The organism is Spiribacter sp. 1M189 (assembly GCF_040838345.1).
GTDB lineage: Bacteria > Pseudomonadota > Gammaproteobacteria > Nitrococcales > Nitrococcaceae > Spiribacter > Spiribacter insolitus.
In genome coordinates this window covers 894113-910092 of sequence record NZ_JBAKFF010000001.1, presented here as the reverse complement: position 1 = coordinate 910092, position 15980 = coordinate 894113, and the positions used below count along the sequence as shown (strand labels likewise).

18 protein-coding genes are annotated in these 15980 nt (G+C 65.8%); 2 read left to right on the top strand and 16 right to left on the bottom strand.

Features of this window, described 5'->3' with window-relative positions:
* Positions 1–22: 22 nt before the first annotated feature.
* From V6X30_RS04575 to gshA, 14 genes are read right to left on the bottom strand one after another with little or no spacing between them, the layout of a single operon-like run.
* On the bottom strand, positions 23–1684 hold the full coding sequence (locus V6X30_RS04575; protein WP_367983464.1) for an ATPase, T2SS/T4P/T4SS family: 1662 nt from the start codon (positions 1682–1684) through the stop codon (positions 23–25).
* On the bottom strand, positions 1677–2957 hold the full coding sequence (locus tag V6X30_RS04570; RefSeq protein ID WP_367983463.1) for a type II and III secretion system protein family protein: 1281 nt from the start codon (positions 2955–2957) through the stop codon (positions 1677–1679). Before V6X30_RS04570 ends, V6X30_RS04575 begins: the two co-directional genes overlap by 8 nt.
* Complete coding sequence (gene cpaB, locus V6X30_RS04565) at positions 2954–3742, bottom strand: Flp pilus assembly protein CpaB (RefSeq protein ID WP_367983462.1); 789 nt, start codon at positions 3740–3742, stop codon at positions 2954–2956. Before cpaB ends, V6X30_RS04570 begins: the two co-directional genes overlap by 4 nt.
* A 25-nt stretch (positions 3743–3767) precedes the next feature.
* Entirely contained in the window at positions 3768–3896 is a 129-nt protein-coding gene (locus V6X30_RS04560; RefSeq protein ID WP_367983461.1) for a hypothetical protein, read from the bottom strand.
* Complete coding sequence (locus V6X30_RS04555) at positions 3889–4581, bottom strand: hypothetical protein (protein ID WP_367983460.1); 693 nt, start codon at positions 4579–4581, stop codon at positions 3889–3891. Before V6X30_RS04555 ends, V6X30_RS04560 begins: the two co-directional genes overlap by 8 nt.
* Positions 4582–4585: 4 nt before the next feature.
* On the bottom strand, positions 4586–5338 hold the full coding sequence (locus tag V6X30_RS04550; RefSeq protein WP_367983459.1) for a hypothetical protein: 753 nt from the start codon (positions 5336–5338) through the stop codon (positions 4586–4588).
* The gene (locus V6X30_RS04545) at positions 5335–6561 is read right to left on the bottom strand and encodes a hypothetical protein (protein ID WP_367983458.1); all 1227 of its coding nucleotides are present in this window, start codon (positions 6559–6561) and stop codon (positions 5335–5337) included. The genes V6X30_RS04550 and V6X30_RS04545 overlap by 4 nt, the downstream gene beginning before the upstream one ends.
* The gene (locus tag V6X30_RS04540; RefSeq protein WP_367983457.1) at positions 6548–6832 is read right to left on the bottom strand and encodes a Flp family type IVb pilin; all 285 of its coding nucleotides are present in this window, start codon (positions 6830–6832) and stop codon (positions 6548–6550) included. The genes V6X30_RS04545 and V6X30_RS04540 overlap by 14 nt, the downstream gene beginning before the upstream one ends.
* Positions 6829–8799: a carbon-nitrogen hydrolase family protein gene (locus V6X30_RS04535; RefSeq protein WP_367983456.1), complete on the bottom strand. Its 1971-nt coding sequence runs from the start codon at positions 8797–8799 to the stop codon at positions 6829–6831. The genes V6X30_RS04540 and V6X30_RS04535 overlap by 4 nt, the downstream gene beginning before the upstream one ends.
* Before the next feature lie 2 nt (positions 8800–8801).
* The gene (locus tag V6X30_RS04530; protein WP_367983455.1) at positions 8802–9260 is read right to left on the bottom strand and encodes a tetratricopeptide repeat protein; all 459 of its coding nucleotides are present in this window, start codon (positions 9258–9260) and stop codon (positions 8802–8804) included.
* Complete coding sequence (locus V6X30_RS04525; protein WP_367983454.1) at positions 9257–9631, bottom strand: DUF192 domain-containing protein; 375 nt, start codon at positions 9629–9631, stop codon at positions 9257–9259. Before V6X30_RS04525 ends, V6X30_RS04530 begins: the two co-directional genes overlap by 4 nt.
* Positions 9628–10518, bottom strand: a complete 891-nt coding sequence (locus V6X30_RS04520; RefSeq protein ID WP_367983453.1) for a type II secretion system F family protein — start codon at positions 10516–10518, stop codon at positions 9628–9630. The genes V6X30_RS04525 and V6X30_RS04520 overlap by 4 nt, the downstream gene beginning before the upstream one ends.
* Entirely contained in the window at positions 10511–11356 is an 846-nt protein-coding gene (locus V6X30_RS04515; protein ID WP_367983452.1) for a type II secretion system F family protein, read from the bottom strand. The genes V6X30_RS04520 and V6X30_RS04515 overlap by 8 nt, the downstream gene beginning before the upstream one ends.
* Positions 11357–11394: 38 nt before the next feature.
* Positions 11395–12981 (bottom strand): glutamate--cysteine ligase, encoded by a 1587-nt coding sequence (gene gshA, locus V6X30_RS04510; protein WP_367983451.1) that lies wholly within the window; start codon positions 12979–12981, stop codon positions 11395–11397.
* A gap of 150 nt (positions 12982–13131) precedes the next feature.
* Here gshA and phbB point away from each other — a divergent pair, with 150 nt between their 5' ends.
* Positions 13132–13854 (top strand): acetoacetyl-CoA reductase, encoded by a 723-nt coding sequence (gene phbB / locus V6X30_RS04505; protein WP_367983450.1) that lies wholly within the window; start codon positions 13132–13134, stop codon positions 13852–13854.
* A gap of 5 nt (positions 13855–13859) precedes the next feature.
* Here the strand turns inward: phbB and V6X30_RS04500 are convergent, their stop codons facing one another.
* Entirely contained in the window at positions 13860–14156 is a 297-nt protein-coding gene (locus V6X30_RS04500; RefSeq protein WP_367983449.1) for an HlyU family transcriptional regulator, read from the bottom strand.
* A 50-nt stretch (positions 14157–14206) separates the two neighbouring features.
* Between V6X30_RS04500 and V6X30_RS04495 the strand changes: the two genes are divergently transcribed.
* The gene (locus V6X30_RS04495) at positions 14207–14818 is read left to right on the top strand and encodes a class I SAM-dependent methyltransferase (RefSeq protein ID WP_367983448.1); all 612 of its coding nucleotides are present in this window, start codon (positions 14207–14209) and stop codon (positions 14816–14818) included.
* On the opposite strand, the gene V6X30_RS04490 is transcribed toward V6X30_RS04495, so the two are convergent.
* Positions 14752–15930 carry an MFS transporter gene (locus V6X30_RS04490; protein WP_367983447.1) on the bottom strand — a complete coding sequence of 393 codons (1179 nt, stop codon included), beginning with the start codon at positions 15928–15930 and terminating at the stop codon, positions 14752–14754. The two genes, V6X30_RS04495 and V6X30_RS04490, sit on opposite strands and share 67 nt — an antisense overlap.
* Between the last annotated feature and the right edge of the window lie 50 nt (positions 15931–15980).

Here is a 15980-nt window from a genome sequence, read left to right as displayed (position 1 = left end):
CGGTCGATGACGCGGCCTCTCATCACGAAACCGATGGCGGCTGGAACGGTGTCAGGTCCAGCACAACGCCCTCGGCCCGCAGGTCCTCATAGAATGCAGGAAGCTGGCCGGTGGGACGATGGCGTCCGCCGGATCCCTGACGACCGCTCGGCCCGGACTCGAAAACGAACAGCTCGTTGAGCAGTATCTGCTCGCCCTCCATGCCGGCGACCTCGGTGATGGCGGTGACCCGACGCGAACCATCTCCGAATCGGCTGAGCTGGACAACAAGGTCGATTGCCGAGGCAATCTGCTCGCGGATGGCACGGGCTGGAAGGTCCATCCCGGCCATCAGGGTCATGACCTCGAGCCGTGCCAGCGCGTCCCTCGGTGAGTTCGCATGCGCCGTGGTCAGTGAGCCGTCATGGCCGGTGTTCATTGCCTGCAGCATATCGAGTGCCTCACCGCTTCGACACTCACCCACAAGGATGCGGTCGGGACGCATTCGAAGGGCATTGCGCACCAGATCACGAATCGGGACGGCGCCGCTGCCCTCGATATTGGCTGGCCGTGACTCCAACGCGACGACGTGATCCTGCTGGAGTCGGAGTTCGGCGGAATCCTCTATGGTGACGATGCGCTCCGATTCGTCGATATGCGCGGATAATGCATTCAGCACGGTGGTCTTGCCGGTCCCTGTCCCGCCCGAAATGAGGATATTGCGTCGGCGATGAATACAAAGCCTCAGGAACGCGGCCATGGCGTGGTCCAGCGCACCGAAACCGATCAGCTCGTCGAGGCCGATATGCTGCTGACTGAAGCGACGGATGGTCAGCGTTGCGCCAGTCAGCGACAGGGGCGGGATGATCGCGTTCACGCGGGAGCCATCCGGCAGGCGTGCGTCCACCAGCGGTGAGCCCTCGTCGAGGCGCCGTCCCAGTGGCGAGACGATGCGATCGAGCACACTGGCAAGCGAGCCGGCCGAGCTGAAGCGCAAATTGGTCTTCGCCAGCTGCCCGTTACGCTCGACATAGATCTGCTCATGCCCGTTGACCATGATCTCGCTGATCGCCGGATCATCCATCAGCGCCTCAATCGGCCCCAGGCCCACCGTCTCGGCCACCACCGCAGCGACCACCCGTTCGGCATCCGTCTCGGCGGGCAATGCGAGCTCTCCCGCCTCGATCAACGCCCAGGCCGTAGCGGTGGCCTCTTCGCGCAGGCGTTCCGTGGAGAGCGACTGCAGGATGTCGCGTCGGTACAGATCAAGTCGCTCACTGATCGCTTCCTGGAAGCGACGGACGAGTGCCGGGGAGATGGGGGCATGCTGGGGCTCGATAGCGGGCGTCGACGCCGGCGCCGATGATTCGAAGCGTTCGGCCTCGACCGGCGCCGTGCCGGCCGCCTCGGCGGCGGCGTCCAGCTGCAGCTGGACATCACCAATGGTGATCTCGTCGCCGGGCGCCAGCGGGCCCGCCTGCCGGACTGGCTCGGTGTTGACCGTCATCGCCAGTCGATTGCCCAGCACGCGGATGTGCGTGCCCTGCTCATCCACTCTCAGCTCGGCATGGCGTCGGGCTATGCCACTGCCGCTAAGGCGCAGGTCACAGCGACGGCTGGTGCCGATGAGGTGCTTCGATGCCGGGGCGAGTGGCAGTGTCCTTGCGCCGGTGTCATCCCGGTAATGCAGCGTGAATTCACTCACTGGTAAGCGGCTCCAGGGGTAGACGGGTGGAGGGAGTGATACGTTCGTCAGTGGCGGGACTCGTCGCGCCGACCCTGTCGCGACCACCGGCGGCCGTGCCCAGGGTAGGGGTGATCAGCACCACCAATTCGGTCTGCTCGTTTTGAAAGCGGCGCGATTTGAAGAGCTCACCGATGATTGGCAGGTCACCCAGCCCCGGCACCTGACTGACGGCCTGCGACTGCTGATCATCAATGAGCCCGGCAATGAGTAGTGTTTCACCACTGCGTGCGTTCATCTCGGTCACGGCACTGCGGACGGAGAAACCCGGGACGCCCAGCACGGTCATCGACTCATCGACATCGCTGACCTCGACCTCGACGCTGGTTCGGATATGCGCGTCATGACCCACTCTCGGCGCGACCTTCAACAGGATCCCGTAGTCCTTGAAGGTCACGGAGGTGTTCCCGTCCTCCCCCTGTACCGGGATCGGAACCTCGCCGCCGGCCTGGAACTCCGCCGTGGAACCGCTCAGCGCGGAGAGCATGGGTTCGGCGATGACCCGTGCCTCGCCGGACTGTCCGAGCAGATCAATCATCGCAGTCAGGCTGACCCCGATTCCCAGATAGCCGTTGCCCTGGCCGATATCCAGAGGCAGGGCGTCGGTGGGCAGAAAATCCCCGGCGCTGCCGCGGAAGACGTCGTTGGTATACAGATCGGAGGCGTAGGCAAAACTGATCCCGGGTGAACGCGTGGCCCAGTCGAGTCCGATCTGACGCAGCATGGATTTGCGCAGCTCGACGAATCGCGCCTTGACCTGCACCGTCGGCGTCTCTGTGGCAGCGGGACGATCGGTGAAGTCCGTTACATCCGGATAGGCGTCCAGCAGCCTGTCAAGGCGACGTCGGTCGCGCTCGGTGGTGGGCTCACCGGTGACCAGATAACCCTGCGCGGTCGGCTCGATTTCAATGCCATCAACCCGACCCGCAAGCTGCTCTAGCCGCTGATCCGTGCGCTCCTGGGAGCGTGGCTGGATGGTGAGTGGCATATGGTGCGGGTCGCCGTCTGCGGACCACAGGCGCAGATCGGTGCGACCCGGCGCCCGGCCGATGAGGAGAACCCCCTCGCCATTACCAAGGACCTCGACTTCGGCCAGATCACCGTCACCAAGCGCCACGCGGGTGACCTCTTCGGCTTCGACGACGTGGGAGTGGCCCACAGTGATTTCGATCGCGTGGGCTGCGCCGCTCCAGAGCACGCTGAGGAGAAAGATGAGCGAGCCGAGTCGTTTCACTGCCGGCCTCCGATGATGAGCTCCACAGGTGGATGGCTGTCGACTTCGTCTTCGGTACGCTCCCCGCCCGTCAACGCCTGGGCGTCGATACGGTAGTCGCGGACCGATCCATCATCCGAGTCGGCGCGCAGCACCACCCGGATATCGCCAATCGCGAGCGCGTGGGTGATCCGCGCAGCCTCCACCGGGGAGACGGCCAGTGTGAGATCGTCATAACCCATGCGTGGATCGCTTTCCGGATCCGGGTTGAACTGCGCTCCCGTGGCCAGGATGGGGACGTCATCGAGCAACGGGACGGTCTGCCGCTCCGCGGCGTTGCGATGGGTCAGCATAAGATCCAGACGATCACCGGGGGTGAGCAGCCCGGCGATCTCCCCACCGCCGGAGACCGGGATGGTGATGGCACGATCCCCCGGTGAGATCCGCTCGGCCAATCGGGTCTGGACGGTGTTGCGGATATGGCTCGGGAGGATCGGTTTTCCGGCGGCGATGGCGGTACGCAGCCGGGCATCGGCGAGACCGCCCCAGCCGGCTGCGCTGACGGCGTCATCGTGCAAATAAGTGGCCGGCACCTCGCGCAGTGCGACATCATCCTCGGCCAATAGCCTGCCCTCGGCGAGATCGCGGGCGGCGACAATGACCTGTCGGGTTTCATGCGCCTCGCGGTAAGACGCCTCCAGCGCCATTGCGCGCTGCGCGAGATGGCGGTCGCCGAACCAGACGCCGGCAGCGCCGGCGGCCAGCGCACCCAGCGTCAGCAATGCACCGCGTTTGAGTGGACTCATGGCAGCGTCCTCGATGCAATCTCGCCTAGAGCGGGAGGGCGAGGCTCCAGAGCAGGCTGGACTCGTGCCGGTCGAGCCAGCCGATCACCCCCTCGATGCCGGTCCAGACACCCGCGATTCCGGCGGTCACGGCCAGATACTCGGCGCTACTCATCGCTGAGCCCCCGACGAATCCGGTTGACGACCATCGCGGTCCGCTCGCCATCCGGCAGAGCACCGATCTCGAGCCGGTGCTCGCGGCGATGCATCGAGCGGGTCTTGAGGCCCAGCGGACCCTCGGCGCGGGACGTCAGTACCCATCCGCGATCGCGCAAGTGATCGGTGAGCCGCTGCAGTGCGGGTGCCGGGGCGATCGCCGTATCGATCACCGTCGTGGATCCATGACGGTTGCGCTGTTCGTAGAGCGGCCGGAGGCCGGATGGCAGAGCGGAGGAGGGCGGCGGAGTCAGCTCGTCGGCCGTCGCCGACATGATGCTCACCGTGACAGCAGTCGACTCGTCCTCCCTGATGGCCTCCAGATGCCGGGTTTCACCGTCGGCGGCGAAGAAGAGCGTATGCGGACGATCATTGGATCCGGGCCGCGGACCGAAGAGTTGGCCGCCCTCCTGCTTCCACACGGCCGCCTGGCGATCAATGACCTCGGCCGGCGGCAGATCGGTCTCGAAGCCGACATAGCAGAATGGCTGATCGTTGATTCTCAGGGTTTCATCGCGCAATACCTCCGTGGCATCGCCGGGCAGGGTGACGGTGTCGAGGCGGAGCTCGCAGTCAAATGCAGCGTGCGCTGAGGCGGCTGTCAGCAGTCCAGTCAGTAGCAATGCGGCTGTGGTGGCGACCATCGCCCTAGCGCCTCTGCGGCTGGATTCGGGATGGTGGGATGAAGTCCGTGGATCGGGCATAGCGTCCCTCCTTGAAGATGAAAAAACGGCCCAGTTGCTGGGCGGGTTGCGATAATGTGTCGACGGGCTCACTGGCGACGATGCGCTCGGTGCGGTGCTGGAATTCCCGATCATCCAGGGCCTGCCAGGCACCGGGACTGATGGCCGCCCTGGCCGTGAAGCGGACGAGACCCGCATCGTCGCTGCCTTCCAGACGCGGCTTCGCGGCGAGATCCACCTGATGTATCGGCATCTCCTCGCGCTCCAGACCGAGCATCCCCCCGGAGAGGCCGCCGAGTCCGGCAAGCCGCGGTACCGAATCGCCATGAGCGAGCGTTCGCACCGCCAGGCCAGAGTCCGGCAGCGACGCGGCCTTACCCCGCCGGGGTCTCCGCGGTGACGAGGGGTCATCGGGCTGCAGGTCACCGCTTCGGTCTTTCCATAGGGGGTTGGCGCCTGGTTGCAGCGAGCGGAGACGGCGATCACTCACCAGCCCGGTGCGGTCGCTGCCGTGGATTCGGTCATCGATGAGGCGATCCATGACGGGGCCGGCACTCCGCCCGACCGTTTCTTCCCAGGCCGCATACCGTGCGCTGGCGACGGTCGCACGTTGCATATCGTGCAACCGGCCCAGGTAATCCATGGCCCAGAACGCCGGCAGGATGGCCATCAGGCCGACGAGAGACTCGGAGAGCGCGGCGCCGCGTTGTCTCTTCACGGCAGCCCCGGTAGGGATGGTGGTACCAGGGCGGCTTCCCAGTAGGGATTGAAAAGGCTCGCCGTTTCATCCGGCGCGGGACAGCCCCGGCGACACTGACTCGGGATGTGATAGCGCACACTGGCCACGCTCAGATGGGCGTTGATCGCCGGCGCCTCGTCTCCTCCGGGCAGTGGGGTGGTCACCAGTGCCGGGATCTGCAGAAGTTCCTCATCCGGGCGGCGATCACGCAGGCGGGTGTAATTGCGCACGCCGCGGTAATTTCCCGCCAGCCGGTCGGCATCGGCACGGCCCCGAGCCAGCGTTATCCAGCTGCCCCAGTCGAGCTTCTCGGCGTTGAAAAAACCCACCTGCAGCCGGTCCGCCGAACGCCAGCCACCGGCATCGGGAAGGGGCGGCTGGTGGGTATTGCCCTGCTTACGGAAGCGCACGGTGAGCGGAAGTGACAGACGCCATGTGCGTCCGCCGCCACCGAAGCCGCGCGCCGTGCGCGATCGGCTGCCGCGTAACCAGCGCCGCAGTCGGGGGTCGTGGTCGATGGTCCGGGCCACCAGACGGGTGAAATAACCGCGATCACCGCCCGTGCGACTGCGCTCGAGTTTGAAATAGGCAGAGACCCGGCGGCCGAGCAGCAGGCCTTCCATGGCGGCTTGATAGGGCTGAGGGATGGCGTCCGTCGCCTTCTGGTGGTTGATCTTCAGCGCCTCGTCATACTGGTGCGCGACGCGACGCATTACCTCGTCCACTCGGGCCGGTCGCAGGTTCTGACGGGCGTCCAGTTGAGTCACCGCCATCAAGCGATGCAGCAGGTCGACGCCACGGATCGTGAGACCGGCGGCCTTCTCGGATCCGAGCAGGGCGGCGGCGACGGTGCGTTCAGCAGCCGTGGTCGCGGCGCCGACATAGGGCAGGTAGCGAGCGTAGCGGTTGACACGCTCCACCCCCTTGTCCATGTACCGCAACCAGCTGATGTAGGCCACGAGATGGCCAACCGCAATATGATTGGCCACCAGCGCACGGTTGGTGTAGGCAATCAGGTTGAGACGACGGGCGGTCCAGCTCGCACCGCTGTAGGCCGCTGCATCGGCCGCGTTGACCACAACCGATTCCTGGGTGAGCGCCCGGCTCACCCGATGGCTGATGAAAATCGCGGCGACGCCGATGGCAAGGCTTGCCAGCAGTACCGGCATGATCTGGCCGCCCTGTGGATCAGTTCTGCTCATTGAAATTCTGCAGCGTTTCCTCCTGGGAAGCGCGGTCAGCGGCGCGCTGTGAGTCGCTGTCCGCCTGATCCACCTGGCTGCTGCCGTCCTGGCCGGCCATCTCTCGGGCCATCGCCGCGGCCTGACTGGAGATGGTGTCGCCGAATGCCGAGAAAATGCCGATCCCGGCGACGGCAATCAGCGCGGTGATGATGATGTACTCGGACATGCCCTGCCCTTGCTCTCGATGGTGGCTGTCGTTGCATTGCGAGGGTCGGCGGTGAATGGTCATCGGGACCTCCAGGCTTGACGGGTGAATGCGTTCGTCTTCGAGGTTATGGGGCGATCGGCGCAGCGCCCAGTACCGTCGGTCTTACAAGCCGGCATCGCCGCCGGGCGGCACTGATCCGATGACTCGGCGGTGGTCAGCCAGCGAACGGCGGCCGGTGCAACCGGCTGGAATTCGCCGGATGCCGCATCCCAGGCGACCGGTTCACCGCCGGGAATCCAGCGCACGGCCTGAGGGCCATCGCTCGAGACATAAAATCCCAATGCCGGTGCAGCGACCGCTCCGATCGGGGTTTCGGGGAGCCTCAGCCCTGTCTTGCGGCAGAGCCACTCACTCGCGCGCTCGGGGTCCTCTGGGACGTCCCGCCAGTCCACGGCCAGGCCGAAGGTTCGGGCAAGGAGCGCGATGCTGCCCCGATGCGGCGCCTCCGGCGAATGGATGGCCATGGTGCCGGCCGGGGCGGTTGGCGGACGGCCGATGTCCGCCTGCGCCTGCGCAATCAGCATCGAGGGCTGCGCCAGCCCGTTCATGAGGGTGAAGGTTGGCAGGATCAGGAGCCAGCCGATCATCCGCCATCGGCAATGACGGGCCCGCGCGGCGGCAATCCGCCCGTCGGCAAGCAGAATCTGCATGCCAAGACTCACAGCGATGAGTCCCGACAGAGCGATTCCTGGCAGCGCAATGCCCATTCGTCGGGGTGTCACCGTCACCCGGGCGACGCCCTGCTCGTAGGCACCGAGAAGCGTTTCTTGCCGGCCGTCGGGGTGGAGGAGGGCGCTTGGGCCGCCGTTGGCGACCACCAGTGTCGGTAGACCCGCCCGCGCGGTCGCACGATGGATGGCACGTTGATGAATTCGAGCCAGAAACGGGCTGCCGAGATAGGCATTGTTGGTCGGGTTGATGATCAGCCCGGTGTCGGCGTCGGTAACCGCGCGCAGCGCCCGCGGGTGACTGGCGTCGGAGCAGATCAGCGGCATGAGCCCCGCGGCGGTCGGGGTCGTCGACATCTCTGGCTTACCCAGGGTGGCAAGGTAGGATTCGGCAAAGGGGATGGGCCGGTGTTTGGGCCAAAGCCGGACGTCTCCACCGGCTCGTTGGGCGCGGACAACACTCGCGACCGACCCGGGGGATGCATAGCGGTAGCCATGACGGAAATGCCGCAGACCGGAGGCCTCGCCGGCGCTCCAGGCCGGGGACAGATAGCCCGGTGCCGACGACTCGGGCCATACCACCAGATCCGCGCCAAGCGCCTGCGCCGTCCGCTGCAGACGCGCCTGGCGCGCGCGGATTCTTTCAAGCATGCCATCGGCACTGGCCCGGTCCCGCTCCCAGGGTTTGAGATCGGTCTGAACGACAGCGATCGTCCGCGTTGGAAAGCGCTGACCGGTCTGCGAAGTAAGCTGGACCAGCAGGGGCGGAAGAATGAGCGTCGTTGTGGCGAGACTCACCCTGAGAAGTGCTTTCCGGCGCTGCCATTGCCGTGTCGAAACGCGGATCACTGCCACGGCGAGCAGGCACTGGAATCCGGCGATGAGAAGATCGGCCGCGATCAGACCGCCCGCCCGGACTAGCTGCAGATGGGCACCCGACACCGGCGCAAAAACGCTCAGGGAAAGCGGCATGCCGAACTGCCGAACGACACTCAGGAGCAGACACAGGACACCGAGACAGAGAATGATCCGCTGTCCGCTGGTCTGGCCATCCGCGTCGGCCACCATCGCGCCGACCAGCGCGAACGGCCCCATGGCGAGGCATAGGGCAGCGAGGACGGCAGCGGTCTCGCCGGACAGCAAGGGGCCGAGGGCATAGCCGAGTGGCAGGCCGATGCTGAGCAGTGCGTTGACGATCCGCTCATAACGAGGCCGATTCACTCGGCTCAGCCACGGCACCAGCCAGACAAGGCCGGCAAGGGTGAGATCAGTCGGGGGTAGCGCGATGATGCCGAGCAGGCCGGAGAGCAGCCCAGGCATGCTCAGCGATCGGCGGTCCGGGTCTGCCCCAACGATTCAATCGCCCGACGCACGGCCAGCAGCCCGGGGCGGCCGGCACTCACCGGGGCCAGTGATTCGTGGCGCTTCAGCAGGGCGCGGGCACGTTGCAGATGCACCATGGCGAGGTTGTAGGTGGCAAGGACATGGCCGGGATCGCGCTCGAGGACCGCGTTGAAACGCTGGATCGCCGAGCGATCGTTACCGCGGCCATAGGCAATCAGCCCCAACTGGAAATGCGGTGAGATGAGATCCGGTGATGCCGCGATGGCGTCCTCATAGCCACGCTGGGCCGTCTCCAGGTCACCCTGCGCCAGCGCCTGATCGGCGCTATCCAGCTGCTCGAGCGGTGCTGGGCGATCGAGACCGGCGGTGGCAAGACAGCCCTGCAGTGCGATGGCCAGCAGGCACAGTGCGGTCATGGTGGTGGATCGGCGCCTCATGCCGCCACCTGCGCGATTTCGAAGCAGTGGCCGGTAAGGTCCGCGGGCAGGACGCCGGCGGCCGTTTCAAGCGTGGCCTGCGTTCCAGCCGGCGCCCGGACGAAGCGGCCCGGCCGCACGGCCGACCGATGCCTCAGCACCCGTAGATCGGCGTCGAGATGCGCGACGTCAATGTCATAGCGCAGGCCGAGGGTGTGCACGCTGCCCCCTGGTAGCAGGAGCAGGCCGGAGTCCGCAGGCGGTGGCGAGGCCGTCGTGAGCAACCCGACGAGTCGTGACAGCCACCGGTCGGCCAGCATGATTCGGAGCCTTGCCTCGGCGTCAGCGGTGCGGCAGGTGATAATGGATCCATCCGGTATCAACGGCTTCAAAGCAGGCCTCCCTCCAGAAATTGCAGGGCGATGGGGAACCCGATGATCAGAAAGGTCACCGGGAAGAGCAGCCCGACCAGCGGCAGGAGCATCTTCACGGGGGCCTCGTTGGCCTTCTTCTCGGCAGCGGCGAAGCGCTCGCGCCGACGTTGTGCCGCCTGGTCCGTCAGCGTCTGACTGATGGCGGCACCGGTCTCCGCGGCCTGGCCGATGGCGGCGACGAACCCGTGTACGGCATTCAGATCAACGCGTTGCGCCATGCGCTCAAGGGCCTCCTGGCGGCTCGTGCCGGTGCGGATCTCACGCGCCACGCGTTGCATCTCCTCACGCAGCGGGCCGGATTCGAGATGCGCGGTACATTGCGGGAGCGCGGCGCTGAAGCTCAGACCCGCGCGCACCGAGAGCCCCAGCAGTTCCAGCATCGCCGGGAACTGCCGGGCGATGCGGTTCTGCCGTCGCAGGCCGTGGTCGCGCAACCAGATCATCGGATACGCATGACCCAGTACCATCGTTGCAATCGGCAGCCAGGGGCCGGTCAGTCCCATGGATCGCGACGCTGGCATTGCCGCGACACCTGCCACCAGGCAGACCGCCGCGGTGAGCCATCGCAGGACCGCGAGTTCGGCGGGTAGCAATGCGTAGCCCATGCCCGCCCGCTCCAGTCGCTTTTGGAGGGCGCGGCGTTGCCCCTTGCGGGGGAGGTCGAAGCGCTCGGCAATCACTCGGGCAATCGGCAGGAGCAGGCGAAAAAGTGGCGGGGATGGATCACGCCAGGGATCGTTGCGTCGCCAGTGTCGCGGGGTGGCGAGCTCGATCAGGCCGACAACGGCCGCCCCGGCGGCAAGGCCAAGCAGGCCGACGGCGAGCGGCGCATTCCATTCAGACATCGATGGCCACCAGACGCCGGATCGATATCACCGCAAGCCCCATCATGATGCTGATGACGGCGAGGACCACCCATCCAATGGGATCGGTGAAAAGCCGCTGCATCATCTCCGGTTGCTGGAGATAGAGCATGGCACCAATGCCTACGGGCAACAGGCACATGACACGACCCTGCATGCGTCCCATGGCGGTCAGTGCATCGATGCGCTCTTCGACCTGGGCACGCTCTCTCAGTGTCGAGGCCAGCGTCTCAAGTGTATCGGCGAGATCACCGCCGACCCGGTGAGAGATCAGTACGGCGTTGCGAAAGAGTGCGGTCTCCTCGGTGGGTACCCGGTCGACGAACCCTTCGAGCACGCTCTCCAGGTCCTCGCCCAGGCGTTGCCGGCTCAGCATCAGGCTGAACTCCTCGCCGAGCGGCGGCGCATAGCGGCGTGACACGAGCTCCATGGCCCGGCCGATGTTGGTACCGGCCCGCAGTGATCCGGCGAGCGCCTGCAGGGCATCGGGTAGCTGACGGATAATGGCACGCTGGCGCCGCCGACGGATGATGACGACAACCACGCGGGGCAGTGCGAGTCCACCGAGCGCGGCGACGACGGCGATCGGCCAGGGGAGGAACAGCGCAACGGCGGTGCCCAGCGAGGCGCCGAGTCCCAGCGCCAGTAATAGCAGCTTGCGGGGTGGCAGATCGACGAATTGGGCTCTCAGGTCACCATCCGCCGTGTCGGCGATATGCCGCTGATAGCGATTCAGCGCCGGGGCGAGGCCATCGACGACTGCCAGGAAGGCGAGAGCGGCCCCGAGGAAGAGGCCGGCCAGTGATGATAGTGCGGGCATCTCCATGCCCTCGAGACTGCGAGGGCGGTGATGACGATTCAACTACCGCCGGTCGACTCCCGGGCGAAGTAGTCGGCGAGGAAGCGTTCGAAAGATGGCTCGTCGGCTGCCTCCATGGCCGCCTGCTCGGCCAGTGAGCGTGTCGCCTCGGCACCGAGGCGCTGACAGGTGTCCTCGGTGAGCGGCCAGTCGCGGATGGTCTCCGCGTGGGCGGCGGAGATGCGCAGGGCAAATTCGACGAATTCCTCGCCTTTCGTCCGCATTTCCTCCAGGATCCGCGCCGATGGCGTGTGATCGGCGTCGTCCACCGACAGTCGGTACGATTCGAGAATCCGGCTGTAACGGCCGTCCTGGTGGACCTCATCGAGGAGCTCCGCGGGGCCTTTCATGGCATCGAAGAGCTCGGCGGCCCACTCGCGCAGCCCAACGCGTTCGCCATTTCCGCGGTAGAGCGTGAGGGCGGGATTGCGGCCATCTCGGGCGACCAGACCCTGGTTGGCGTTGATGTGATGCTGCTCAAGCGCATCGATGGGCGGACTGTCCTGGAGCAGGCAGAACAGCAGCAGTGTCTCGAGGAATGCAATCTGGTCGGGATGAATGCCTACCGGGTCAAACGGGTTGAGATCGAGTGCCCGTATCTCGATGTACTCAACGCCGGCCCGTCGCAGGGCATGGGTTGGTGGTTCGCCCGAGTGCGCGATCGCCTTGGGGCGCACGAAGCTGTAGTACTCGTTCTCGATCTGCAGGACGTTGGTGTTGAGTTGCCGCCATTCGCCATCCACGCAGGTGCCGATACGGGCGTATTCCGGATCCGGCGTGCCGATCGCCGTGCGCAGGCTCTCGACATAGGCGTCGAGGTCGCTGTAGCTGATCTCCAGCGCGGCCTGGGCATTGTTCTTGTAACCGATGTCGCTCATGCGCAGCGAAGTCGCATAGGGGGCGTAGAAGGTGTTGGGCGAGAATTCGGAGAAATCCAGGTTCCGGCCCCCCGTGAACGATTTGCAGATCGCGGGTGAGGCACCCATCAGATAGGGCAGGAGCCAGCCATAGCGCTGGAAGTTGCGGATCAGGCGGAAGTAGAAATCCGAGCGAAAGGCGGCGAAGCAGCGATCGTCGCCTTCGCGCGACTGGACGGCGCGCAGAAAGGCTTCGCTGAACGAGTAATTGAAATGGATGCCGGCGATGGCCTGCATGCTGCGGCCGTAGCGCCAGTCCAGCCCGTGTCGGTAGACATGTTTCATGCGGCCGATGTTGGAGCGGCCGTAGTCGGCGATGGGGATGCTTCGATCGCCGCCCAGAATACAGGGCATGGAAGTGGCCCAGAGCAGCTCGTCACCGATCTGCGCATAGGTGTAGCGATGCAGGTCGCGCAGCCGCGCCAGCGCCTCGCTGCCATGGACATAGGCCGGCGTGACGAACTCCAGCAGCGCCTCGGAGTAGTCGGTGGTGATTTCCGGGTGGCACAGCGCCGACCCCAGACCCGCCGGATGCGGTGTCTGCGCAATCTGGCCATCCCGCGTCACGCGCAGGCTTTCCTTCTCCAGGCCCTGGCGGCTGCCGGCGAGCAGTCCGCGCTCTCCATGCTCCTGCAGGCGTCGTACCCGACGCTCGGCACTGCCGTTCATGATGCTCCCGTGGCAGGTCGGAAAAACCCCGGATTGTACCTTTTCGACCCGCCATTGGAATGGCTATGTTGCGGTGCGGCTGGTCAGGGCGGCGCTGGGGTGGTTAAGGTCGGGGCGACAATCTAGCCGACGATTGAGGAGGATCGCAGGATGAAAAGAACGGCATTGATCACCGGAGGGACCCGGGGGATTGGCGCGGCCATCGCCAGGGCGCTGAGCGATGCAGGGCACCAGGTGGTGGCGACCTACCAGGGCAATGACGAGGCGGCCGCCGCGTTCACCCGCGACACCGGCATCCCCACAAGCAAGTGGGATGTTGCCGATTTCCAGGCCTGTGAAGCCGGTGTGGCCGGTGTCGAGGCCGAGCACGGTCCGGTGGATGTGCTGGTGAACAACGCCGGCATCACCCGCGACGGTACACTGCACAAGATGTCCGCCGAGGACTGGGACGCGGTCATCCGCACCAACCTCACCTCGGCGTTCAACATGACTCGGGCCGTCATCAACGGCATGCGCGACCGCGGCTTCGGCCGGATCATCCAGATCTCCTCGATCAACGGTCAGAAGGGCCAGATGGGCCAGGCCAACTACGCGGCTGCCAAGGCCGGGCTGGTCGGTTTCACCAAGTCGGTCGCTCAGGAAAACGCGCGTCGGGGCGTCACCGCCAATGTGGTGGCCCCGGGCTATATCGGCACTGAGATGGTCGCCGCCGTGCCGGAAAACGTGCTCGAGAAGATCGTCGGCCAGATCCCGGTGAATCGCCTGGGCGAGGCCGAAGAGATCGGTCAGGCGGTAGCCTATCTGGCGAGCGATGCAGCCGCGTTCGTCACCGGTTCGACGCTCAGCATCAATGGCGGCCAGTATATGATCTGACCCGGCTAGTGGGAGTCTCCGAATAGGCGCAGCCCCTGTTCGTCGATCAGGCGCTGCGCCTTTGTGATCGTCATTTCTGCGGCGACCTCCTGGCTGCCGTAGACATCCGCCCGGACGAACTCTGTTGCCCGTGGTGTGCCGTCGACCTCGATGCTGATCCGCCCGCGGATCCGCCATCCGCCTGGGTCGCTCATCGGTATCGCGGTAATGGTATAGCCTTGATATTCCGTCTCGGCGGCGACGTTCGGGGGATTGTCCGCACCGTTGCCACCCATCATGCTGCGCAGGAATCGAATGATCATGGGGCAACGATGCCCTGTGGGCGCATGGCAATCAAGGGAGTCATGAGGGTATGGCGGATATGGGCGAGCGGCTGGCGTTCCTGCGAGGATTCCTCTCACGGCCAAGGGAAGTGGCGTCGCTGGTTCCCAGTTCACGCTTCCTCGAGCGGCGCATCGGCCGGGTTATCGACGCAGGACAGGCCCAGACCGTGGTCGAGCTCGGCCCCGGCACCGGGGGCACGACACGAGCGGTCCTGGCGGAAATGCCGGCGGACGCGCAGCTGCTGGCGGTGGATACGAACCCGGAATTTGTACGCCGTCTGCAGGCCATCCGCGACCCCCGTCTGATCGTGGCGGAGGGCAGCGCCGAGGATCTCGCCGCCATTCTCCGGGCCCATGATCTGCCCCGACCGGATGTGATCTTCTCGGGGATTCCATTCTCCACGATGCCCGAGGAAACTGCCCATCAAATTCTTGCCGAGGTCTGGCGGGTGCTGGCGCCGGGCGGCCGCTTCATGGCCTACCAGTTTCGCGATGCCGTCCTGCGCCGTGGTCGCGCCATCATGGGCGAGCCCCTTGTGGAGTGCGAGTGGGTCAACCTTCCACCCATGCATTTCTACTCGTGGGACAAGTCCGGACGCTCGGGGAGCCGTCGTACCACCGGCAGGGCCACGGCGCCGTAGAGCAGGATGGGCAGGATCGCGAGAGGCGGGCTGTCGGTGATGTCCGCAACCACCCCGCCAAGCAGTGGCACGAAAAAGTTCGTGATCGAGCCGACCGCGAACATGGTGGCGGCCAGTGCGGCGGTGTCGGTACCGCGGGTGTAGAGCGGCGGCAGTGCGACCATCAGGATCAGCAGCATCCCGGCAGCGAGGCCCGTCGGCACCAGCATCGCCAGCCCGGCCCAGCCCGGCAGTATGACAAAGCCGGTGAGCCCGGCCAGACCGACCCCCATCAGCATCATCAGCGGCAGGGCGCGGCCGATCCAGTGGCGACCAAGCCAGAACATCAGCGCCGAGGCGAGGAGCTGCGTGGTATTGAACATGACGAGCGCTTCGGTGAGCAGTTCGCCGTCGCCACGCCCCGCCAGTACGCTGCCCATGTAGGCGTTGGTGCCAAAAAAGATAGAGCCACTCGCGCCGAGCAGGATGCCCAGTTGCCAGACAAGCGGTTTACGCCAGTCTGGCAGCCAGTGCCCGGAGTCATCATCGTCGGGACGCCGTGGGCGGCTGAGAAGGCGTACGCCCAAAGCCGGAATCAGCGCCGGCAGCGACCAGAACACCAGCGCCAGACGCCAGTCGCCGTCGGCGAGCGGCAGCATGATCGGCAGGGTCAGCGTCGAGCCGATCACCTCGCCGACCAGCATGCCGTTCATATAGACCGCTGTGCCCAGTGCGATGCGTGACGGCCACCATTCCGTGAGCAGGGTGGGCAGGGCCGGCTGGATGCCGGCGATGGCGATACCCATGACGGCCGTCGCGATGAAAAGCGCAGGCACGTCACCCAGCCCGCGGGCCGAGGAACTGAATGCCACCAGCACCAGCGCCGCGATCAGCGTGCGCCGGGCGCCGATGCGGCTGATCAGCCAGGAAGCGGCCAGTCCGGCCACGGCCAGCATGAGGATGGGCAGGGTGGTGAGTGCCCCGGTGGCGGCCTGGCCCAGGTCCAGGTCATGCGCGATACGGGGGGCCAGCGGTGGCGCCACCAGTACCGTCAGGCGCAGATACAGCCCGGTCGACCAGAGCAGTAGCAGGACGATCGGCGTCGAGGGGCCTTTCTGCGACGTTGAGTCCATGTAATCCTTGGCAGTGAAACCGCGGACTCTAGCATTCATGGAGGTAAGGG